Below are 19,355 nucleotides of genomic sequence, written 5' to 3' on the forward strand. Positions count from 1 at the left end.
GTAGTGCTGATAACCGGGACCTATTGAAAGGACAGATAAATGCTTACGATTCATAAACAATTCCGATATCTTGTGTTGGCACTCTTTGCAGTGTCCGCGCTTTCACTGACCGCCTGTGAAACCATGGAAGGAGCTGGCGAGGATATTGAAAAGGCCGGCAAGGCCATACAAAAAGAAGCTGATGACTAATCAGCGCATCTGAAAAGGATAGCCGGGAGGCCGTGCTTCCTCGAATGATCTGAACTTCGAAAGATAAAACCGCCTTTCAAGGCGGTTTTATCTTGCCTGAGCTGATAATTAACAATTAGATATACGCTGCCTTACTTTGAAGTTACATATTAGCTTCATTCCATCGATGCAATTTGGCGAATTACTGTTCGAATAACGATTCCGCCAAATTTATTTTCTGCACTCGCTATTACTGGTGGCGAATGAAATATGTTGAGGTAACAGAATAATGCAATGGGAAGCTCAAAAGATATGCGCGGATGCTGGCGACTATGAGCTAATGGTGGAAAAGCAGAAACGGGATTGGGAATGCGATCAGCCGGTAGATTCATGGAAATGGGCTGTTGTTTATCACGGAACAATTGTGGCGAGCGGCGTATCCAATGACATAGAAGTTGCAAAGCGTGTCGCCGAAGCGAGCGTTCCGGAAGGGAAATAGGTTTCTCAGTCTTCCCAATTTTCGCCAACAGGTTTTCGAGACCGGCCATTTTCAGTGCCAATTAATGATTTTGCGTCCTCTAAATCGTCTTCGGTGGGCTTATCAGGCAGCGAGTTGCCATTTTCATAAACCAGAGAAAATTCATAAAACATTGGAAAGTGATCCGATCCGACGGATGGTTCGCGGCTGATCGACACGAGCTCGAACTCTTGAGAGTGAAAAATATGATCCAGTGGCCATCTTAAAAAAGGGATGCGTGCATCGAAGGTATTATACATACCGCGACCCTGACGTGGATCCAGCAACCGGGAAATTCTCAGAAAACGCCGTGTGGTTTCTGACCAGGCGACATCATTCAGGTCACCGGTAACAATCATTGGGCGTTCCCGTTTCGTCGCCAACTCGCCAGCGAGCAAAATCTCTGCATCTCGACCAATTGTATCATGATGTGGAATTGGCGGCTCGGGATGTATAGAGATCATATCAAAATTATGACCGTCCCCTATCTCAAAGCGGCAATGAAAACTCGGAATTTCTTCGTTCAGGAGTAACTTAATATCGCCGCTTAACATTTTCAGCCGTGATACCAGATGCATCCCGTAGCTGTTATCCTGCGGGCAACTTACTTTATGTTCATACGGATCGAGAACGGTAGCAAGAGAGTTGAGCCAGGTTTGGTCGGTTTCCATGAGAATTATTATATCGGGGTCACGCCTCTCTATCAGTCTGGCCAGCCGTGAATGATCCTCATTACCTTGCTTAACGTTGCAAACAAGCAAGCTGAAGGTTGCCGCATTTTGCTGGTCCGAGTCATGGTTAACAGATTGCTTAGGCCACAACGGCGTGAACCGTATGATATAATAAAGCTGGATCGCTATTGTACCCAGTGACATCCCAATGAAGGTAAGAGAATATAAATTCGAAGGTAGAAGCACTGCCGTCAGGATTAAGAGGAATGTCGCGATTGCGGCAATTTGCAGTCGGCAGAAATCAAACATACGAAATATGCCATGTGCTATGGGGATAAAGGGCATTAAGCTGGCCGCAAGACAAAACGCGGCGGGGATACCCAATAAAAAGTACGTCATGAGGAAAACCCTTTAAAAATAGGCCGGTTTGTATGAGATAGGCGGGCAGCTTATTTTAGCCTATTTTAAACCTCAATATACGCCAATGTCGTTCTTTAAGGCAATTTTGCTAATTTGGTTAGAGTTAAATGATATCAATATTTTATTTGGTGATTATTTTATACATCTATAATCAAATAAATTGATTTTAAAAACTCACGCAACCTTCTTCAGCTTTTCTTTCATGTTTTTCATGTGATTGTGTGTTTGGGTGAGAATACGCAACTGTCGTTCGATCAGCTGGCGAGTTGCTTCCGGTGGATCGCTTTCCAGCGCTTTACGAAAATCTTCTAGGGTTTTGTTTTCCGCAGCTTCCAGTTCCTTTACCAATGAAACATCTGTGTCACCTAATCTGGCTTTCAGGAGCTTGAATATATTTGACGCTTGGCCCGAAAAGGTACCGCCGTCGTCAAGTTCGCTGGCGAGGGAATTCGCATGTGATTTTAAATTTATAATAATACTCTCTCGCGTTGATGCCATTTTCATGAAGGTGTTTTTCAATTCTTCATTTTTTGTTTGGCGTGCAGCGCTGGTATAGAACTCCTTAGCGTCTTCACAACGGTTGACGAGATCGTTGAGCATCTTGATCGTATGTTTTTGCATGGTCACCTACCTCCTTTCCCGAATTTCGTAGACAACTGCATAATTACCAACACAAAGAGAAATAAAAGGTTCCGAAATATGAGGAACCTTTTTCCCGACCGCTCGTTCGTCCTGTGTACGACAAATTACGACACCATGAAGGAGCAAATTATGAAAACGAAAATTCTTGCAACAGCTTCTATAGTCGCCCTTATGAGCGCAGCACCCGCTTATAGTGAGACGGCGAAAACAGAAGACAATACTTCCAAAGAAATGACACAGGAAGTCAAGGAGGGCTGGGACAAAACCAAGGAAGCAACTAAAGAAGCAGCCGAAGAAACAGCGGAAGCCACGAAAGAGGCTTACAGGGACCTTAAGGAATTTGTCTTCAATGAAAATGATGACATGCTCGATATTAAAGACGTGCAGATTAACCCCCGTACGATGGCAACAGGCATCATTGGCGAACCTGCATATAATTCCGAAGAGGAACGAGTTGGCGTCATCCAGGATGTGATCCTGGATCAAGATGGCAAAGCCGTCTTAGTAGTAGTGGGCGATGGCGACTTCTTCGGCCTTGGTAAACTGGCTGCATTTGATTACGACAGCATGGTCCGCATGAATGCAGATGGTGATGTTATCATGCCTATCACTGAGGGTGCGATCGAGCGTGCAACCGAGTTTACATACGACAAGGATAGCACGAATGATAAGGTGCGCATGATTCCCAATTCCGGGTATAGCGTCGAGAAACTTCTTGATGCCAAGCTTGTCAATGTGAAGGGTGAATCCATGGGCGATGTCGAAGACATTACCTTCAAGGACGGCAAGGCAAGCCAGCTTGTTGTCGGTGTGGATAAAATCCTCGGGCTTGGTGGTGAAGAATTGAGCCTTCCCTATGACACCGCGAAAATTGTCCAGGTTGAAGACGAGTATGAGTATCAGCTGACTGAAAAGAAGGCGTCACTGATTTCGAACTATAAGTCTTCTCCTACTAACTAGATCTCGCACAAATAAACAGAGAGTATGAATCATGGTAAATGAAGATATCCTAAAAGGAAAATGGAAGCAGATCAAAGGTGAAGCCCAGAAAAAATGGGGTAAGCTGACTGACGATGATCTGGATCAAATAGATGGTGACCGAGAAGTTTTTCTCGGTCGAATACAGGAAAAGTATGGCGTGGCTCGTGAAGAAGCGGAAGACATGCTGAATAAATTTGAACGGGACGTTGCCTCCTAAGAGGTGCCCGAAAAGAAAGCGCCGCAGTTGATTGCGGCGCTTTTTTTGTTCATGTAGATACTTATATCACTTACCCCATTTGTTATTCTTCCCTCAGTTTTTCGTCTTTGATTTCCTTGTCATCTATGCCGGAAAACTTCGCTCTTACGATGCCGCCAGCTAGAAGGATAATTCCAATCGCTATAAATGAGACAATCCCCAGGCTATAAAATCCGAAACCGATAGTGAGGCCAATTCCGCCTGCCGCCCAGATGCTGGCTCCGGTTGCGGTGCCGATGACCCGACTGTTATCACGACGTATGATCGCGCCTGCACCCAGAAAACCGATGCCGGTCATGACCCCGGCGATTATATTGGCGATGTCGACCCGCATGATTTTGCTGGCATCGGAAAAGTCTGAATAAATTTCCTGTCCCAGAATGGCAAGAACACAGGTTGTAACAGAAACAATCATATACGCCCTGAAATCTATCGGCTTGTTTTTCGTATCCCGTTCAAGGCCCAATATCAACCCGAACACCATTGCCATTCCGACACGCAGCAAAAGCTCTTGCCATGATAAATATGCAAGTTCACCCGTCAGATCAGCTATCATTATTGTTCTCTCGCGCTTCTTCGAATTCGATTTGAATGTTCGAAATCTCAGTGAGTAGTTCGGGAGCGGGGGAAGTGCGTTTTGCACTTTCCATATTCTCGGACTCGGCGCGAATAAGGGCTTTCGCGTCTTCCTTCCAGGTTTTCAGGATTTCGCTCTTATCTTCATCACTGAGATGCGTATCATCAACTACATCGTGGGGTGAATCAAAAACAGCTGAAGGATCTTTCAAGATTTCCTCCAGTGACGGGCGTACTTCGCTCATGATGTTTTCCTTTTATTAAGTGAATGGCTAAACCAACATTTGAGCCTGCCGATGGTTCCCCGAAGCCTGTCTATGCATCCTTCAATTTTTACCGTATCGCCATGAATTAATAATTCTGGGAACCAAATATGAGTGCCAACGTTTGTTGATCGGAACTTATGATGAGAGGAGAAAAGTTATGAAAGTCTTGAAAATGATGTTGATGGGGTTTGTTCTGGTGGCCGCCCCTTTGGCGCTTAGCGCCTGTGAACAGGAAAGCCCTGTTGGTGAAGCGGTTGAGGAAGTAACAGACGAAATCGATGACGCCACCTGATTGATAGCTCTCATTCTGGGATAAATACAAATGCCTCTAGCTAGAACAAGCGACAGCATGCTGGGCGACATTCTCAAGATCATACTTGCAGTGATCTTGCCGCCGCTCGGCGTTTTTTTTGAAGTTGGTTTGGGCAAGCACTTTTGGATAAATGTGCTGCTGACAATTTTTGGCTACATACCTGGCATAATCCACGCCGTGTATATCATTGCAACCAGGTAGTGTTGTGCGCGGGTGAAAAACCTGAAACTCCATCCGCACAGAAATTCGACACTGCGGGTGGAGTTTTAAAATTGATCGGTTGGGGCCAGAAATGAGACTTAGCAATGATATTGGAGCAGAATATTGTTCTTTATCACGACCCTTTATAAAACTTTTCGAAATTGGTTGAGCGATGATCCGTTCACACAAAGTGCCGCTGCCGCATATTACGCGATTTTCTCGCTGCCCGGTCTTCTGATCATTGTAATGGCCGTGGCCGCAGTTTTCTTCGACCAGCAAAGGGTGGAAACGGAAATACTGGGGTACATTGGCAATATACTGGGCCGGGATGTTTCCTTAAGTATCAAGAAAATTGTTGAAGAAACTCAGCAAAGAGATCGTGATCTCTGGGCCATGATTGCCGGTGTAGCGACACTGATATTCGGCGCCACTGGATTGTTTGCACAACTGCAACGATCCTTGAATTTCATTTGGGATGTGGAATTAAGCCAAAAAGCGGGATTGTGGGTTTTCTTGAAAAGTCGTCTGATATCCTTCGGACTTATTCTGATAGTTGGATTCTTGCTGCTCGTTTCCCTGACCTTTACAGCCTTCTTTACTATTTTTAGTGACTGGTTTGCCGCGCAGTTTTCGCCGGAATGGGCGCGGGGGTTGATGATTTTAAACAGCGCTTTCTCGTTCTGTATAATTGTTACTCTATTTGCCCTTATTTTTAAAATACTGCCGGATGCGCATGTGGATTGGGATGTTGCATTTTATGGCGGAGCGATATCTGCCATACTATTCTCTATCGGTGAGTACGCCTTGAACTTCTACTTCAAGCTAGCGGAGCCAGCATCCAGCTTCGGTGCTGCCGGTTCGGTGATCCTGGTGATGCTTTGGGTTTCCTATTCCTGTCTGATTCTGCTGATCGGGGCGGAATTTTCCAGGACCTATACGGAAGAAGACAAAGCACGTCAGGTTAGGCCGAGCGGCATTATAGATAATCGCCGGTGAAAGGTTGAGGCATGTTCAAAACTCACCCTAAGCGAAAGATAGCTGTCATTGTCGTAATTGTTATTGCGGCAGTGTTGGTCGCGGGGCGTTTGTATCTGCCTTTCTGGGTTAAGGACTATGTGAATACACAGATAGCACTTCTCGATGGGTATCGCGGTGGCATACAGGACATTGACCTTAATCTCTGGCGCGGGGCTTATAAAATTCATACGCTTGAAATTCGGAAACAGGAGAATGGGCTTGACGTACCTTTCGCTGCGGCACGAACAGTTGACTTATCTGTTGAGTGGAAAGCGCTTCTCGAGGGCGCAGTGGTCGCGGAAATCGATATTTATGGTGCCGATCTGAACTTCTCCAAGACGCAGACAGGTGAGGGAGGCGGTTGGCTCGAGCTTGTCGATGCCTTGTCTCCCTTTAATATAAACCGCCTTGCCGTTCACGGAGGTAGGGTTGCCTATATCGACTATACCGCCGAGCCCAATATTAATCTCTTCGTTAAAGATATAGATGCGACGGTAACGAACCTTCGGAATGTTACCGACAAGGAAAACCCCTTGCCTTCTCACATCACAATTTCAGGAACGTCCATCGGCGACGGAGTACTGAGCTTTGATGGACGTCTGAATATTTTCAGGGAAATACCGGATTTCGATACGACATCGCAGCTCAAAGAGGCCAATCTCGAGGCCTTTAACGATTATGGACGCGCCTATGCTGCAATTGATTTTGAGGGCGGGAAAATCGGTATTTTCAGTGAGTTGGCTGCAGCGGACGGCGACGTGACGGGATATATAAAACTGGTCGCGACCGACGTGACAATGGTGAGTACGGAACAGGAGGAAAACCCGCTTAATGCGTTATGGGAAACGCTGGTATCGGGTTTTGTCGAACTTTTCGAGAACCAGCCCAAAGATCAGTTTGCCCTCCGTGTTCCGATCGAGGGTAATCTCGATAACCCGGAAGGCGATTTATGGCCAGCATTTATCAGTATTTTTTCGAATGCATTTGAAAAAGCGTTTACGAAAAATGAGGACGGGACGATTAATTTTCAGGATGCAATCGAGAAAGAGGAATAGCTGAAATTGCTCAGCTTAGCATTATGATCAAAACTGAGCATAGACCGCGAGGGCGACCACCAACAGCATCGCCCCTGCCATCAGGAGATTGATGCGAAACTGGATATGCGGTGCAAGCTCGAGACGCTTGATCAGGATTCCCGCTGCCAGCCAAAGCAGGTGTATCGGGATCCAGATTGCATTCAAGATTGCAAACTTCAAAACTGTTTCAATAACAAGGGTGTCCTGCATGAAGGGGAAACCGCTGAAGATTGCTGTATTGACGGCGTAGGCTTTCGGATTAATCAGCTGGAGAGTAATGCCGGCCCAGATGCCTGGTTCACGGCTTGACTCAATAAAGGCAATCTTTGCGCCTGCTGTCGCAATCCTGAAGGCAAGATACAATAGATATAGGGCCGATAGCGCAAACAGGATGTTGCGGACCATAGGAACGGCCAAAACTATTGCGGCCAGCCCGGAAACGACAGCAAGGGCAACAAGATTATTGCCGATACAAAGCCCGGTTACATAGCGAATGCCGGCTGGCCGTCCGAACGCTGAACCGACTCCGGCCGTTGATAAAACACCAGGTCCGGGCGTAATGATCAGAAACAGGATGGCAAAAGCAAATGTAATCATACATACGTTCCGCTTGGTCAGTCTGGCCGGATAGGACGGTTGAGGCACCGAATGTCTTAACCGGTCACCAGCGGGCAAGATATACAGCGAATGCCGTTGCTGCACCATAAATTGCCATCGCAATGCCAATCAATGCAAAAATGGTCCAGTCAGGTGCATTGCCTGCCGCAAGAAGGAGCCCGCCGATTGCTACGATCACCAGACGAACGGTGCCCGCAATGACCGGGCCCAGGACTTTTCCTGCTCCCTGTGAAGAAAAATATAGGCAGAGGCCGAGGCCGAAGAGGCCGTAAAAAGGCCCAATCCAGGCAAAATACAATCCGGCAGAATCTAATACAGCTGGCACATCCGTAAACATTCCGGACCAGATGTTCGGGAAAAGGGCGACAATAAATCCGATAAGCCCAATAGACAGCCCTGCACTGATGCCGCCTGTCCAGGCAACCTGTCGAGCCCTGACGACGTTACCCGCGCCAATGGCCATGCCAACCATGGGAACGCAGGCAACACCAATGGCAAAGGCGATGGGCACGACAAGGAATTCCAGCCGCGCACCAATCCCATATCCGGCCAGCGCCTCCAGCCCAAATTCTGAAACGAGGCGGGTCAGGATCAAGATGGTCAGTACCGTCTGAAGCGGAGAGATGCAGGAAACCGCACCGACTTTAAGGATGTCGCGAAACATCTCGGATTGCAGTCGGAAATTCTGGAATGAGAGGGTTACACGGGCACGGCCGGATAACAGATACCAAAACAGGAACAGAGTCGAAACACTGAATGCAATCACGAGACCAATGCCGATCCCGGCCATCCCGAGGGCAGGGAAAGGCCCCCATCCGAGACTGAATGCACCTGCCAGCATGAATTGCGACACTGCGACGATGAGCAAGGTAATGGAGGGTGTTTTCATATCGCCACCCCCCCGAATGATCGAGGCGAGAGTATTGGTCATCCAAACTCCGATTGCGCCGTAAAACACGATGTTTGAATACGCCAGCGCCTCTGCCAAGGCGACCCCTTCTCCCCCCAGCAGACTGTATATGGGCTTCCCGAGGAGAAGGAAGAACGCACTGAAGAAAAGCCCAGCCAGTCCGCCGATGAGTATGGCATGAAGGGCAAGGCGGGCTGCACGAACCTCATTTCCTGCGCCGAGCGCCCGGCTGATCGAGGAGGAAACGCCGCCACCCATGGCGCCTGCCGACAGCATTTGCTGGAGCATGACCATCGGGAAAACCAAAGCCAGGCCCGCCAAAGCGGGCGTGCCGAGTTGTCCTGCATATGCCGTTTCGGCCACTGCGACGAGAGACGTTGCAAGCATTGCAATAACGTTGGGAATGCTGAGGCGGGCTAACGTTCCGAGAATAGGAGCTGTGAGCAGCGGATTGCTTTTTGTCGGGATTGCCTCTGCGACGATTGCACTCTCCTGAATCATATGAGTTCCTGTTATTTATCTGTATATGCAGATAATTGAGCAAAAAAATTATTCTCTGAGGTCATCGATCATTTGATCAATGGTATCGATCATCAGCTTATTGTTGTCGGGCCCGAGAACAGTTCTGATCTTTTCTTGGGCTGCGCGCCATCCCGGACGGGCGGCATCAAGTATTCTTCTTCCGGATGTCGTCAGGTTCAGATTGCGGCTCCGTCGGTCATCCTCATCCGGCGTCATGAGGACAAAACCCTTGCGTTCCAACGGCCGCAGGTTCCGGGTAAGAGTTGTTGGGTCCATCACTAGCTTGTCCGCGAGCGCACCAACACCTATCCCTTCAAACCGGTGAATATGTCCGAGTAGGCCATATTGGGTAATGGTAAGTCCGTAGGGTTCCAGATGTTGATCGTAAATCTGGCTTACGCGACGTGCCGCCTTGCGGAATCGCAGGCAAATACAGGCAGGTGTCGCGTCAGTTATCGAATTATCGTTCATTTTGATTATTTAGCTGCATATGCAGCTAAATTCAAGGAATTAGTTGCATGCTGGTGAAAATACTCGAAATAACTATGACGTTGGGGCGAGCTTTCGAAGGCACTTAAAGGAAATAAGGCGTTGTGTATTTTCATCCCATAATGCCAGTCGCAGGCAGGAAAGACTGTCGCGAATGCCGATGCGATTAAGGGATTTGAGCGCCGGAATCTCAGCTAGACAGGCACCTAGCCGGTAATTGGGGATGCGGCAGGAGAGATGATGAATATGGTGAATGCCGATATTCCCCGAAAACCAGCGGAGCGGCTGTGGTAAATCATAGTAGCTGCTTGCCATCACTGAGGCTTCGTGAATATTCCAGTCTTCTTTATTTCGCCAGTAAGTATGCTCGAACTGATGCTGAACATAGAATAACCAGACTCCTGCCGTCGACGAAAGGATTACCACGGGTATCTGCACCATCAGGATGTCTACAAATCCGAAACTGAAGCCGAGTGTCAACAATATGGCCAAAATTCCAAGATTTGTTCCCATAATGCCAATTAGCAATGCCGGGCGCTGGCGAATGAGATCAAGAGGCAGCCTGTATTTGATGACAAAAAGATAAAGAGGCCCAATCCCGAGAATGACGGCAGGCATTCGATATATCCGGTAGGCAAGTCTCTTCCAGCGGCCGAGAGCTTGATACTCGGCAACGGTCAGCAAACTGACATCACCGATTCCCCGCTTTTGCAGATTGCCACATGTTGCATGATGGGTGTTATGTGAACGCCGCCAATATTCGTGCGGTGTCAGAGTAACTATCCCGATCAGGCGGCCCACCAAGTCATTCAAACGGGGTGAGCGGAAAAAAGAATGATGCCCGCAATCATGCTGGATAATAAAAAGCCGTACGGTGAAGGCAGCAGCTGGAACAGACAGCAAAAGCGCAAGCCAATAAGCATCATCCACAATAATGATCATGGCGGCCCAAAGCGCGATCAGTGGAATAACCGTTGTCAGTAACTGGAAAATGCCACGCTTGGCATCCGGACGGGCGAAAGTCCGAGCAACTTCCGACCATTTCCGATCGAATGTTCTGCTAGCGTTAATGTCGAAGAGCGATGTGTCGGTGGACGGCGTAACCTGTCCCTGTCCGGAAAAACTGGAAATAGTATAAACTTCCCATAGTAAAAGATGCCGCGACAGTACCCCTCAATTATTATAATATCAAGATGAAACGGTGCCGGTCAGGTTAACTCAATGAGTTAGGACGGTTTGGCGGCGCGCAGCACCATGCCGAACAGATCGCGCGGATCATCCGGGTCGGCCACCATATCGAGGCTGTCAAAAAATGGCGTTCCCGGCAATTTGCTCCGTACATAGCGCAACGCGGAGAAATCCTCTGTGGCAAAACCAACGGAGTCAAACAGTGTCGTTTGGCCCTGGCTGCGCCGACCGGGAGTATCGCCGAAAATAACCCGCCAGAGCTCTGTGACCGGATGATCCTCGGCCAGCTGCTGAATTTCCCCTTCGATTCTTGTTTGCGGGGGGAATTCAACGAAAATATCGGATCGCAGAAGAATGTCTGAATGCAACTCCGTTTTTCCTGGGCAGTCGCCGCCTACCGCATTGATATGAATGCCGCTTCCCACCATATTATCGGTCAGGATGGTGGCATATTGTTTGTCCGCTGTGACCGTTGTAATCACCTGTGCGCCTTCAACGGCCTCCTCTGCGCTTTTGCACGGTGTGATATCAAAACCTCGACCGGCCAGGTTTCTAATGCATTTCTCCGTGGCACGTCGGTCGATATCAAATAGCCTTAACTTTTTTATGTTGAGGAGCGCCTTGAAGGCCATCGCCTGAAATTCAGCCTGCGCTCCGTTACCGATAATCGCCATGCAGTCTGCGTCCTCCGGCGCCAGATATTTTGCCGCCACGGCAGAGGTCGCCGCCGTTCGAAGGGCAGTCAGGATCGTCATCTCTGACAGCAGCACCGGGTATCCGTTGTTAACATTCGAGAGGACGCCAAAACCAGTGACCGTCTGCAGTCCGGTTCGTGTGTTCTTTGGATGGCCGTTGACATACTTAAATCCATATACCTCGCCATCACTCGTTGGCATCAACTCAATCACCCCTTCCGATGAATGGGAGGCTATACGGGGTGTCTTGTCGAATAATTCCCAGCGGCGGAAATCCGCTTCGATGAAGTCCGCAAGCTCAGCCAGAAACGTCTCGATACCAACGCTTAAGACGAGCTTCATCATGTTGTCCACGCTGACAAAGGGGACAATATTGATGTCTTTCGGGGGATGGATAGTCATGATCAGATGCTCCTTGTCTGGGTATCAAGAACGCGCTGGCCAAAAAGACTCGCGATTAGGTCAACAACCAGCTTGCTGGTCTGCCCGCGGTCGTCGAGAAATGGGTTTAATTCGGCAATATCCAGAGACGTTACTAAGCCACTGTCGTATAGAATTTCCATCATCAGATGGGCTTCACGGAAGTTGACGCCGCCCGCAACCGTTGTGCCGACAGCTGGGGCGATTCCGGGGTCCAGAAAATCAATATCAAGGCTGACGTGAAGTCGCCCATTGGCCCGCCGGACCCGATCAATAAAGCGGCGCAGAGGCGGCGCAATGCCAAACTCGTCAATGGCCCGCATATCGTGAACATCAATGCCTGTACGTGCAATGCGCTCCCGTTCCGCCGGATCGACAGAGCGGATACCCATCATGCATATATTCTCTGGCTTGATAGGTTTTGCGGGCGCCGGAAAAAAACCTTTAAAACTTGGATCGCCTATCATATAGGTCACGGGCGTACCGTGTAGATTTCCCGTATCCGTACTTTCGAGAGTTTGAAAATCCGTATGAGCATCCAGCCAGAGGACAAACTGCTCCTGACCAGCGTCGTCACTTTGTCGGGCGAGCGCGGGAAGTATGCCGGCTGCAATACAATGATCACCGCCAATGAAGATCGGCAGGTGCTGGTCTTTAACTTCCGTTTGGCAGAATTGATCCAGGCTTGAAATCAGGGCGGCATAGTCGCTGAGATGGTGGACCTGAGGATTTGAATGGTGAATTTCCGTAGATGGTTCTGACACCAGATTTCCGCTATCTGTCACCTCATATCCAAGGCGTTCCAGCATGTCCATAATTCCGGCGGTTCTAAGGGCATCGGGTCCCATCAAACACCCTTTTCGCCAACTGCCGTGATCGGCCGGAACGCCAACCAATAATATTGATTTGCTGCTCATTTGCCATTTTCTCTAATTGCTGTATTTTTCATATTGAGAATTTGAACTTATCAAGTGGAAGTATCAATTGGAAAAAATGTTAAAAATTGACACTCTTATTATCAAATTGGATATGAAAATTAATCACTATGGATAATATTGATCGACAGCTAGTGAGTGCCCTGCGGCAGAACGCGCGCGCATCCGTGTCGGAGCTTGCTCTCTCTCTCCGGCTGTCCCGTGCCACTGTTCGAACACGGATCGATCGTTTGCTGGCGGAAGAAGAAATCCTTGGCTTCACGGTTGTGCTGAAAGAGGACATGGCTGACATGCCCGTTCGCGGCATAACTCTGATCGAAATCGAGGGCAAGGGGAACGAACGGATTATTACCCGCTTGCGTGGATTTCCGGAAATACAGGCTATTCATTCGACAAACGGCCGTTGGGACCTTATCGTTGAATTCGGGGCAGAAACACTGGCGGATCTCGACAAGGTGCTGCGGCAGATGCGGTTAATTGACGGCATTAACGCGAGTGAAACCAACCTTTACCTGACGACTCACCGCAGCAACCGGGTCGTGGGGCTATTTAATAATAAAGGCGGTGATAAAAAATGACCCGATTATCTGTCCTGGACTTGGCTCCGATCACGGAAGGAAGCACGGCCGCGCAATCGTTTAAAAATTCGGTTGAAATTGCGCAGCTTGCCGAGAAGTTGGGATACCATCGCTACTGGCTGGCGGAGCACCATAATATTCCAGGGATTGCAAGCGCCGCAACAGCGGTTCTCCTCGCGCATGTCGGCGCCCAAACAACGAAAATCCGGATCGGCTCCGGCGGTGTGATGCTGCCAAATCATGCCCCCCTGATAATAGCGGAGCAGTTTGGGACACTCGCCTCACTTTACCCAGACCGGATAGATTTGGGACTGGGTCGAGCGCCTGGAACGGACGGGATCACAGCTCAGGCGCTCAGACGGTCATTGAACGGAAGCGTTGATAATTTTCCGCGGGATGTGCTGGAACTTCAGCAGTATTTTGCTGATCCTGAGCCGGGCCAGCGAGTTCAGGCGGTTCCGGGTGCCGGTCTGAATGTCCCGCTCTGGATACTGGGGTCGAGCCTTTACGGCGCAGAACTCGCCGCTCATTTCGGATTGCCATATGCCTTTGCCTCACATTTTGCGCCGACAGACCTCAGGCAGGCGCTTCATCTTTACAGGCAAAACTTCAAGCCTTCGAGGCAATTGGAAAAACCCTATGTCATGGCGGCGATGAATCTCCAGGCTGCGGATACCCGTGAAGAAGCAGATGTTATTGTCACGTCCCTGATGCAAGGGGTTCTTGGTCTGGCGAGGGGCATGCCGATAAAGCTACCGCCACCAGTCGATGGATTTGCGGAGAGACTGGGCCCCCAAGAGAAAGCGGCGATCTCGCGATTTATGACACATACGGCTCTTGGTGACGCCCGTGATGTAAAAGAGAGATTGCGGGAATTTCAGTATGAAACGGAGGCTGACGAGATAATTCTGACGGCCCAGATTTTTGATCATCAGGCTCGCCTCCATGCGTTCGAAATAGCGGCCGAAGCAATGGAAGCGCTGTCGAAATCAGATTCATCCTGACGCTCTCGTAGTTTGCTTGTCTGATGTGGTCAAGATAGACCCATATAATGTTTTTAGAATTTAAAGCATTGAAGCACAAAGAATAAATCCCCTTTTGTCGCAACAAGACAAATTTTTGGCGCTGCAACAAATATACTTTGATTTATTGGCAGATAGGCTATCATGATATTCAGATTAACCATTGAGTTGGTTCTTGCCGTAGCCTGTTTGTAATAAAAGCGTCTTTGAAATCGTGCATTTATTAGTGATCTCAATGCTCATAAGAAGGAAATGAAGAATGATCCAAAAAACTCAGAAATCCGCCCCTGCTGATGTGAAATCGGCAAAAACTTTCAGCAGACGGAACGTCCTGAAAACAGCAACTGCTGTCGGCGCCTTTACGGCGGCCGGGCCTGCGATCGTAAAAAATGCACTCTCTGCATCTGGCGAGCTCAATATCCTGATGTGGTCCGATTATCTACCAGAGCCGTTTCTCGCAGATTTTGAGAAAGAGACGGGCATCAAGATCAACTACACGGGTATCGGCTCAAACGAGGAAATCATCAACAAGATGAAGGCGAATAAGGGTCAGGGCTTTGATATTGTCTCGCCGACAAATAACCAGGGACTGGAATGGGGACCGCTTGAATTGCTGCAGCCGTGGGATTTAAGCCGCGTTCCGGTCGATGCCGTGAATCCTGCAATGACGTCGATAGGTACAAAGGATTGGAATTTTGACGGAAAAGGGTCCCATTGGCTGCCGCATATCTGGGGAACAGAAGGCATTGCATGGCGGACCGATGAATGGGCCCCGGCAGGTGCCGCCCCCAGCTATGGGGATGTCTGGTCCGAGGAAAATGCAGGGAAGACCATGGGACGTCCGCATTCAATGATGCTATGCGCCGGCCTTTATATGGAGACGATCGGTGAGTTGAATCCCGGCGATATGTGGAAGGCGTATGAATCTGAAGAGACCATGCGCCCGATATGGGAAAAGGTGACGGATTGGTGTATTGCCCGTAAAGGCAACATCAAGCTTTTGTGGAATGACGCTGATACCCAGAAAAATGGGCTGTTGAACGAAGGCGTTATTGTTGGCCAAACCTGGGACGGGCCGCCAATGGCACTGAAAACAGCGGGTGACCCGATTATGTATCAGGCGCCTGTTGAAGGGGCTATGGCCTGGGTTGATGGTATGTCCATGCCCATCGGTGCGAAGAATATCGATCAGATCTATGAATTTATCAAATTCTCGTACAATCCGAAAAATGCGGGTAAAGCTATTGACTCCCATGGATACAACTCACCGGTTCTCGGGGCCGATCAATTTGCCGGGGATGCGTATAAGAAGAACTTTGCAGATGCCTATCCGGGCGATTCCCTCAGCAATCTGAATCCATGGCCGCCTCAGGCTCCGTGGTATGCCGCTATTCGTACGGAGTATGTCAACAAGTTCAAGAGCTCTTAGGCTTAGTGACAGGGCGTCGGCTGTCGAGCAGATGGTCGGCGCTCTTATTTGTTTCTTCTGGACCGAGGGGGTCTCGATGAAAAAAGAGTGCCAGTCAGGAAATGCTTTATGACCAAAGGGGTAGACGTTGATCTGGAGGATGTCTGGATCAGGTTTGGTGATTTTGTCGCTGTTCGCGAAGCCAATGTAAATATCAAGGGCGGTGAATTCTTCTCGTTCCTCGGCCCATCAGGTTGCGGTAAAACGACCATTCTACGCTCCGTTTCCGGTTTTCTGGAGCCAAGCCAAGGCAAGGTGAGGATTGGCGGCAAGGATATGGCTGGGATCGGTCCCAATAAGCGACCAACTGCTCTTATCTTCCAGAATCTCGCATTGTTTCCGCTAATGAAAGTTTGGGAAAATATTACTTTTTCCCTTGAAGTTAAAGGCATCGGTAAGGCCGATCGGCGAAAACGCGCAGATGAACTGCTTGATATGATCGCCTTGTCTGATCAGGGAGATAAGCTCCCCTCAGAGCTTTCCGGGGGCCAGAAACAACGGGTCGCCATTGCCCGCGCACTTTGCGCGGAGCCCGATGTTCTGTTGCTTGATGAGCCGCTTTCTGCACTCGACCTGAAACTCCGGCAGCATATGCGGACAGAACTGCGCGAAATTCAACAGCGTGTTGGAATTACCTTCATCTACATTACCCACGATCAGGGCGAGGCCCTGACAATGTCTGACAATGTCGCCGTGATGCGGGCCGGGGTCATCGACCAGATTGCAACAGGACACAAAATCTATAATGATCCTGCAACAGCTTTTGTCGCGTCGTTTGTGGGCGAGAACAACGTGTTCCGGGGGACCATAAAGTCAATTGATGGCGATATGGCCCTTGTTAGTACGAATCGTACCGGGGAGCTGCTTTCGCGGATTGCAACTTCGGCAAAAGGAAAGCTGAAGGTCGGTGATTCTGCGATGATGTTCATTCGTCCTGAAGCTTGCGATATAGCAGCAGATACTTCGCCTGCCGCCAACCGGTTTTCTGCCAAGGTTAAACATGAGGAATTTGAAGGGCAGATATATAATGTTTTCCTTGAAGGCTCTGAAGGCAAGGAAATCAAGATGTCCCTTGTGAATATCGGAAAGCAACGGGCCTCGGCTGAAGGGAATAACCTGACGCTGGAGTATGAACCGCAACAAGCCGTCGTTTTGCCTGCTGGTGAACTGGCCAGTGAGTAGGACTGCTTGATGAATATAGCGCAGTTTTTCAGGAACTATTTTACCCGAAACGGTATCGGCCTTGGCACATTCCTGTTGGTGGCGGTATTGTTCTGGGTCGTTGTCCTGATCATTCTGCCGCAGCTGTCGATGCTGGATTTTTCTTTCCGTCATCACCTTCCGCCGCCGGAAATGGGCGGACCAAAGGATACCTACACGCTGGAGCATTACAAATATCTGGTGCTGGGGGCGCCGGGAGCAGATACATCATATAACGTCGTCGATCTTGGTGTATTCGGCAGAACCCTGCTCGCCGCATTTTTCGTCACTATCCTCGATCTCGTGCTTTGCTATCCGCTCGCTTATTATCTCGGCCAGTCAAAAGGCGGCGGATTTATACGGGTCTTGGTATTGCTGCTCATTATTCCATACTGGATTAACGAGATTCTCCGTGCCTTCGCTTTCCGCATTATTTTTGGAGACAGCGGCCTCATCAATGAAATGATGATGACGATGGGTCTGATTGATAACCCGATCGATTTCATCCGCGCTAATGTCGCGCTCTATGCGGGTCTTGGCTATGCCTATATCCTGTTGATGATATTCCCGATTTATAATGTCATCGAGAGTTTGGATCGCAACCAGATTGAAGCCGCCCGTGATATGGGGGCTCCCTGGTGGCGTATTCATTGGCGTGTGGTTATCCCGTATGCCAAGCCTGGCATTTCGTCGGGCTGCACCATGGTGTTCATGCTGACCGCCGGTGCTTTGGCTGCGCCACAGATTCTGGGCGGCCCGTCGAGCCTCTGGTTTACGCAGATTATTTATCAATGGTTTAATCAGGGGGGCAACTGGCCGCGTGGTGCCGCCTTTGCGATTGTTCTGCTGGTAACCTGTATTATTATCGTCCTGTCGATGATGCGCCTGTTCAAGGTCAGGATAGGAGATATTGGCAAATGAGAGCCGAAAATGTCTTCCTGAAAATCATGCTTGGTGCATATCTCGTCGTCTTTTTCGGTTACTTGCTGGGCCCGCTGATTGTCATGAGCGTTACGGCGTTCAATTCACCGTCCTTCCCTAAAATGACGCCGTGGGAATGCCTGACGTTCGAATGGTTTGATGTTCTTGCGAATGACACCCGGATATTGAACGGCATTGAGAACAGTCTGATCATTGGCGTTGGAACCGTTATCCTCTCCGTTATTATGGGGCTCGCCGCAGCATTGATGCTGACGCAAATATGGCCGAAGCTCAGGGCAACATATTACACAGTTGTTATTGCGCCGATCCTTATTCCCGGCGTTGTCCTTGGTATTTCCACTCTCGTTTTCTGGGATCGTATCAGTGTGATGCTGGGCATGAGTACAGGCAGTATTCTGCATAACGGAATATTCCTGACGATTCTCGGACAATCCACTTTTATTGCTTCCTATTGCATGCTGGTATTCGTCGCACGGCTTCAGCGGTTTGATACGGGCCTGACAGAGGCGGCGCTGGATCTTGGCGCGACGCATGTACAGGCCTTCTGGAAAATCCTGTTGCCGTTCATGAAGCCGGCAATTGGTTCCGCTGCGGTACTTGCGTTCCTAGCGTCTTTTGAAAATTACAATACAACAACCTTTACCTTCGGCAAGTTTCCAACCCTGACGATCGAACTTGCGCAAAAGGTGCGCTACGGCATTAATCCGTCCATTTCCTCGCTTGCATTTATCATCATTGCCCTGACCGTTTTCGGCGCCCTTATTCATGAGGTTTATCGCCGCCGCCAGCAGCTGGCGCTGGCCAACGGCGCTCCGGTGTCGGCCGTGTCTGGCCGGTTTCAACTTCCCAGGATGTTACGCGGTAATCCGGCCGCAATTATTCTCATTCTTCTTGCCTTGGGTGGGTTCTCGACCATCTGGTTTGCCCAGACCTATAGCCCGGATGTTTGCAAAGTTGATGTCCGGGAGCAAAAACGCCTTATTCAGGAAGAGCGTATCCGGGCTATTCTGGAACAGCGCCAGCTTGAGATGCAGCAAAAGCAGCAGCAAGGATCGGGCGCATCCGGTGGGGATAATGCCGCCCCATCGAAGACACAAAGTCCGGGTCAGGGGGCATTCGGAAATGTTTTTAAGCCGGGCAACCTGGATAAATCCACTACGGAGCCGAAAGTGAACGAACCGGCGCAAAGCCCCGGCAAGGGTGCTTTTGGCGATGTCTTCGCCCCCAATAATCTTGATAAGGCCACTCCAAAAGAAGAATGACC

General features: G+C 49.4%; 23 protein-coding genes. 13 read left to right on the forward strand and 10 right to left on the reverse strand.

Features of this window, described 5'->3' with window-relative positions; genetic code table 11:
- Positions 1–39: 39 nt before the first annotated feature.
- Entirely contained in the window at positions 40–189 is a 150-nt protein-coding gene (locus AACZ19_RS09790; RefSeq protein WP_339633410.1) for an entericidin A/B family lipoprotein, read from the forward strand.
- A gap of 268 nt (positions 190–457) precedes the next feature.
- Complete coding sequence (locus tag AACZ19_RS09795; RefSeq protein WP_339633411.1) at positions 458–667, forward strand: hypothetical protein; 210 nt, start codon at positions 458–460, stop codon at positions 665–667.
- Between the two features lie 5 nt (positions 668–672).
- Here the strand turns inward: AACZ19_RS09795 and AACZ19_RS09800 are convergent, their stop codons facing one another.
- Together AACZ19_RS09800 and AACZ19_RS09805 are read right to left on the reverse strand one after the other, a co-directional pair.
- The gene (locus AACZ19_RS09800) at positions 673–1,755 is read right to left on the reverse strand and encodes an endonuclease/exonuclease/phosphatase family protein (protein WP_339633413.1); all 1,083 of its coding nucleotides are present in this window, start codon (positions 1,753–1,755) and stop codon (positions 673–675) included.
- Between the two features lie 195 nt (positions 1,756–1,950).
- Positions 1,951–2,397: a PA2169 family four-helix-bundle protein gene (locus AACZ19_RS09805; protein WP_339633415.1), complete on the reverse strand. Its 447-nt coding sequence runs from the start codon at positions 2,395–2,397 to the stop codon at positions 1,951–1,953.
- Between the two features lie 150 nt (positions 2,398–2,547).
- On the opposite strand from AACZ19_RS09805, the gene AACZ19_RS09810 reads away from it, so the two are divergent.
- Together AACZ19_RS09810 and AACZ19_RS09815 are read left to right on the forward strand one after the other, a co-directional pair.
- Positions 2,548–3,378 (forward strand): PRC-barrel domain-containing protein, encoded by an 831-nt coding sequence (locus AACZ19_RS09810; RefSeq protein WP_339633417.1) that lies wholly within the window; start codon positions 2,548–2,550, stop codon positions 3,376–3,378.
- Positions 3,379–3,409: 31 nt separating this feature from the next.
- Complete coding sequence (locus AACZ19_RS09815) at positions 3,410–3,616, forward strand: CsbD family protein (RefSeq protein ID WP_339633419.1); 207 nt, start codon at positions 3,410–3,412, stop codon at positions 3,614–3,616.
- An 82-nt stretch (positions 3,617–3,698) separates the two neighbouring features.
- Here AACZ19_RS09815 and AACZ19_RS09820 read toward each other — a convergent pair whose 3' ends face one another.
- Both AACZ19_RS09820 and AACZ19_RS09825 read right to left on the reverse strand, forming a co-directional pair.
- Complete coding sequence (locus AACZ19_RS09820) at positions 3,699–4,211, reverse strand: MgtC/SapB family protein (RefSeq protein WP_339633421.1); 513 nt, start codon at positions 4,209–4,211, stop codon at positions 3,699–3,701.
- Entirely contained in the window at positions 4,201–4,476 is a 276-nt protein-coding gene (locus AACZ19_RS09825) for a hypothetical protein (protein WP_339633423.1), read from the reverse strand. The genes AACZ19_RS09820 and AACZ19_RS09825 overlap by 11 nt, the downstream gene beginning before the upstream one ends.
- Positions 4,477–4,654: 178 nt before the next feature.
- On the opposite strand from AACZ19_RS09825, the gene AACZ19_RS09830 reads away from it, so the two are divergent.
- The 3 genes from AACZ19_RS09830 to AACZ19_RS09840 all read left to right on the forward strand — a co-directional run bounded on the left by AACZ19_RS09830 (position 4,655) and on the right by AACZ19_RS09840 (position 7,083).
- Positions 4,655–4,789 (forward strand): hypothetical protein, encoded by a 135-nt coding sequence (locus AACZ19_RS09830; RefSeq protein ID WP_339633425.1) that lies wholly within the window; start codon positions 4,655–4,657, stop codon positions 4,787–4,789.
- A 345-nt stretch (positions 4,790–5,134) separates the two neighbouring features.
- Positions 5,135–6,007, forward strand: coding sequence for a YihY/virulence factor BrkB family protein (locus AACZ19_RS09835; protein ID WP_339633427.1), 873 nt, complete (start codon positions 5,135–5,137; stop codon positions 6,005–6,007).
- An 11-nt stretch (positions 6,008–6,018) separates the two neighbouring features.
- Positions 6,019–7,083 (forward strand): DUF748 domain-containing protein, encoded by a 1,065-nt coding sequence (locus AACZ19_RS09840; protein WP_339633429.1) that lies wholly within the window; start codon positions 6,019–6,021, stop codon positions 7,081–7,083.
- A gap of 27 nt (positions 7,084–7,110) precedes the next feature.
- Here AACZ19_RS09840 and AACZ19_RS09845 read toward each other — a convergent pair whose 3' ends face one another.
- From AACZ19_RS09845 to rocF, 6 genes are all read right to left on the reverse strand, one after another.
- A complete protein-coding gene (locus AACZ19_RS09845) occupies positions 7,111–7,701 on the reverse strand; it encodes a LysE family transporter (protein ID WP_339633431.1) in 591 nt (196 codons plus the stop codon).
- Positions 7,702–7,765: 64 nt separating this feature from the next.
- The gene (locus AACZ19_RS09850) at positions 7,766–9,133 is read right to left on the reverse strand and encodes an MATE family efflux transporter (protein ID WP_339633432.1); all 1,368 of its coding nucleotides are present in this window, start codon (positions 9,131–9,133) and stop codon (positions 7,766–7,768) included.
- Positions 9,134–9,181: 48 nt separating this feature from the next.
- Positions 9,182–9,625 (reverse strand): MarR family winged helix-turn-helix transcriptional regulator, encoded by a 444-nt coding sequence (locus tag AACZ19_RS09855; RefSeq protein ID WP_339633434.1) that lies wholly within the window; start codon positions 9,623–9,625, stop codon positions 9,182–9,184.
- Positions 9,626–9,697: 72 nt separating this feature from the next.
- Positions 9,698–10,573 (reverse strand): fatty acid desaturase, encoded by an 876-nt coding sequence (locus AACZ19_RS09860; RefSeq protein WP_339633436.1) that lies wholly within the window; start codon positions 10,571–10,573, stop codon positions 9,698–9,700.
- Between the two features lie 296 nt (positions 10,574–10,869).
- Positions 10,870–11,928, reverse strand: coding sequence for an ornithine cyclodeaminase (locus tag AACZ19_RS09865; RefSeq protein ID WP_339633438.1), 1,059 nt, complete (start codon positions 11,926–11,928; stop codon positions 10,870–10,872).
- Positions 11,929–11,930: 2 nt separating this feature from the next.
- Positions 11,931–12,863 (reverse strand): arginase, encoded by a 933-nt coding sequence (rocF, locus tag AACZ19_RS09870; protein ID WP_339633439.1) that lies wholly within the window; start codon positions 12,861–12,863, stop codon positions 11,931–11,933.
- A gap of 128 nt (positions 12,864–12,991) precedes the next feature.
- Between rocF and AACZ19_RS09875 the strand changes: the two genes are divergently transcribed.
- The 6 genes from AACZ19_RS09875 (at position 12,992) to AACZ19_RS09900 (ending at position 19,353) form a co-directional block, all read left to right on the forward strand.
- Entirely contained in the window at positions 12,992–13,459 is a 468-nt protein-coding gene (locus tag AACZ19_RS09875; protein ID WP_339633440.1) for an Lrp/AsnC family transcriptional regulator, read from the forward strand.
- Positions 13,456–14,463, forward strand: a complete 1,008-nt coding sequence (locus tag AACZ19_RS09880; protein ID WP_339633441.1) for an LLM class flavin-dependent oxidoreductase — start codon at positions 13,456–13,458, stop codon at positions 14,461–14,463. Before AACZ19_RS09875 ends, AACZ19_RS09880 begins: the two co-directional genes overlap by 4 nt.
- A 277-nt stretch (positions 14,464–14,740) precedes the next feature.
- Complete coding sequence (locus AACZ19_RS09885; protein WP_339633443.1) at positions 14,741–15,910, forward strand: substrate-binding domain-containing protein; 1,170 nt, start codon at positions 14,741–14,743, stop codon at positions 15,908–15,910.
- Between the two features lie 108 nt (positions 15,911–16,018).
- The gene (locus AACZ19_RS09890) at positions 16,019–17,131 is read left to right on the forward strand and encodes an ABC transporter ATP-binding protein (RefSeq protein WP_339633445.1); all 1,113 of its coding nucleotides are present in this window, start codon (positions 16,019–16,021) and stop codon (positions 17,129–17,131) included.
- A 9-nt stretch (positions 17,132–17,140) separates the two neighbouring features.
- Positions 17,141–18,070 carry an ABC transporter permease gene (locus AACZ19_RS09895; protein ID WP_339633447.1) on the forward strand — a complete coding sequence of 310 codons (930 nt, stop codon included), beginning with the start codon at positions 17,141–17,143 and terminating at the stop codon, positions 18,068–18,070.
- Positions 18,067–19,353: an ABC transporter permease gene (locus tag AACZ19_RS09900; RefSeq protein WP_339633449.1), complete on the forward strand. Its 1,287-nt coding sequence runs from the start codon at positions 18,067–18,069 to the stop codon at positions 19,351–19,353. Before AACZ19_RS09895 ends, AACZ19_RS09900 begins: the two co-directional genes overlap by 4 nt.
- The last annotated feature ends 2 nt before the right edge of the window (positions 19,354–19,355 follow it).

The organism is uncultured Sneathiella sp., assembly GCF_963973085.1.
Lineage (GTDB): Bacteria > Pseudomonadota > Alphaproteobacteria > Sneathiellales > Sneathiellaceae > Sneathiella.

Bases quoted from the DNA above. Each gene is read 5' to 3' on its own strand.
- rocF (WP_339633439.1), bottom strand. From the start codon at position 12,863: ATGAGCAGCAAATCAATATTATTGGTTGGCGTTCCGGCCGATCACGGC.
- AACZ19_RS09895 (WP_339633447.1), top strand. From the start codon at position 17,141: ATGAATATAGCGCAGTTTTTCAGGAACTATTTTACCCGAAACGGTATC.
- AACZ19_RS09890 (WP_339633445.1), top strand. From the start codon at position 16,019: ATGACCAAAGGGGTAGACGTTGATCTGGAGGATGTCTGGATCAGGTTT.
- AACZ19_RS09840 (WP_339633429.1), top strand. From the start codon at position 6,019: ATGTTCAAAACTCACCCTAAGCGAAAGATAGCTGTCATTGTCGTAATT.
- AACZ19_RS09875 (WP_339633440.1), top strand. From the start codon at position 12,992: ATGGATAATATTGATCGACAGCTAGTGAGTGCCCTGCGGCAGAACGCG.
- AACZ19_RS09830 (WP_339633425.1), top strand. From the start codon at position 4,655: ATGAAAGTCTTGAAAATGATGTTGATGGGGTTTGTTCTGGTGGCCGCC.
- AACZ19_RS09815 (WP_339633419.1), top strand. From the start codon at position 3,410: ATGGTAAATGAAGATATCCTAAAAGGAAAATGGAAGCAGATCAAAGGT.
- AACZ19_RS09845 (WP_339633431.1), bottom strand. From the start codon at position 7,701: ATGATTACATTTGCTTTTGCCATCCTGTTTCTGATCATTACGCCCGGA.
- AACZ19_RS09855 (WP_339633434.1), bottom strand. From the start codon at position 9,625: ATGAACGATAATTCGATAACTGACGCGACACCTGCCTGTATTTGCCTG.
- AACZ19_RS09810 (WP_339633417.1), top strand. From the start codon at position 2,548: ATGAAAACGAAAATTCTTGCAACAGCTTCTATAGTCGCCCTTATGAGC.
- AACZ19_RS09800 (WP_339633413.1), bottom strand. From the start codon at position 1,755: ATGACGTACTTTTTATTGGGTATCCCCGCCGCGTTTTGTCTTGCGGCC.
- AACZ19_RS09825 (WP_339633423.1), bottom strand. From the start codon at position 4,476: ATGAGCGAAGTACGCCCGTCACTGGAGGAAATCTTGAAAGATCCTTCA.
- AACZ19_RS09820 (WP_339633421.1), bottom strand. From the start codon at position 4,211: ATGATAGCTGATCTGACGGGTGAACTTGCATATTTATCATGGCAAGAG.
- AACZ19_RS09900 (WP_339633449.1), top strand. From the start codon at position 18,067: ATGAGAGCCGAAAATGTCTTCCTGAAAATCATGCTTGGTGCATATCTC.
- AACZ19_RS09865 (WP_339633438.1), bottom strand. From the start codon at position 11,928: ATGACTATCCATCCCCCGAAAGACATCAATATTGTCCCCTTTGTCAGC.
- AACZ19_RS09790 (WP_339633410.1), top strand. From the start codon at position 40: ATGCTTACGATTCATAAACAATTCCGATATCTTGTGTTGGCACTCTTT.
- AACZ19_RS09885 (WP_339633443.1), top strand. From the start codon at position 14,741: ATGATCCAAAAAACTCAGAAATCCGCCCCTGCTGATGTGAAATCGGCA.
- AACZ19_RS09805 (WP_339633415.1), bottom strand. From the start codon at position 2,397: ATGCAAAAACATACGATCAAGATGCTCAACGATCTCGTCAACCGTTGT.
- AACZ19_RS09880 (WP_339633441.1), top strand. From the start codon at position 13,456: ATGACCCGATTATCTGTCCTGGACTTGGCTCCGATCACGGAAGGAAGC.
- AACZ19_RS09850 (WP_339633432.1), bottom strand. From the start codon at position 9,133: ATGATTCAGGAGAGTGCAATCGTCGCAGAGGCAATCCCGACAAAAAGC.
- AACZ19_RS09795 (WP_339633411.1), top strand. From the start codon at position 458: ATGCAATGGGAAGCTCAAAAGATATGCGCGGATGCTGGCGACTATGAG.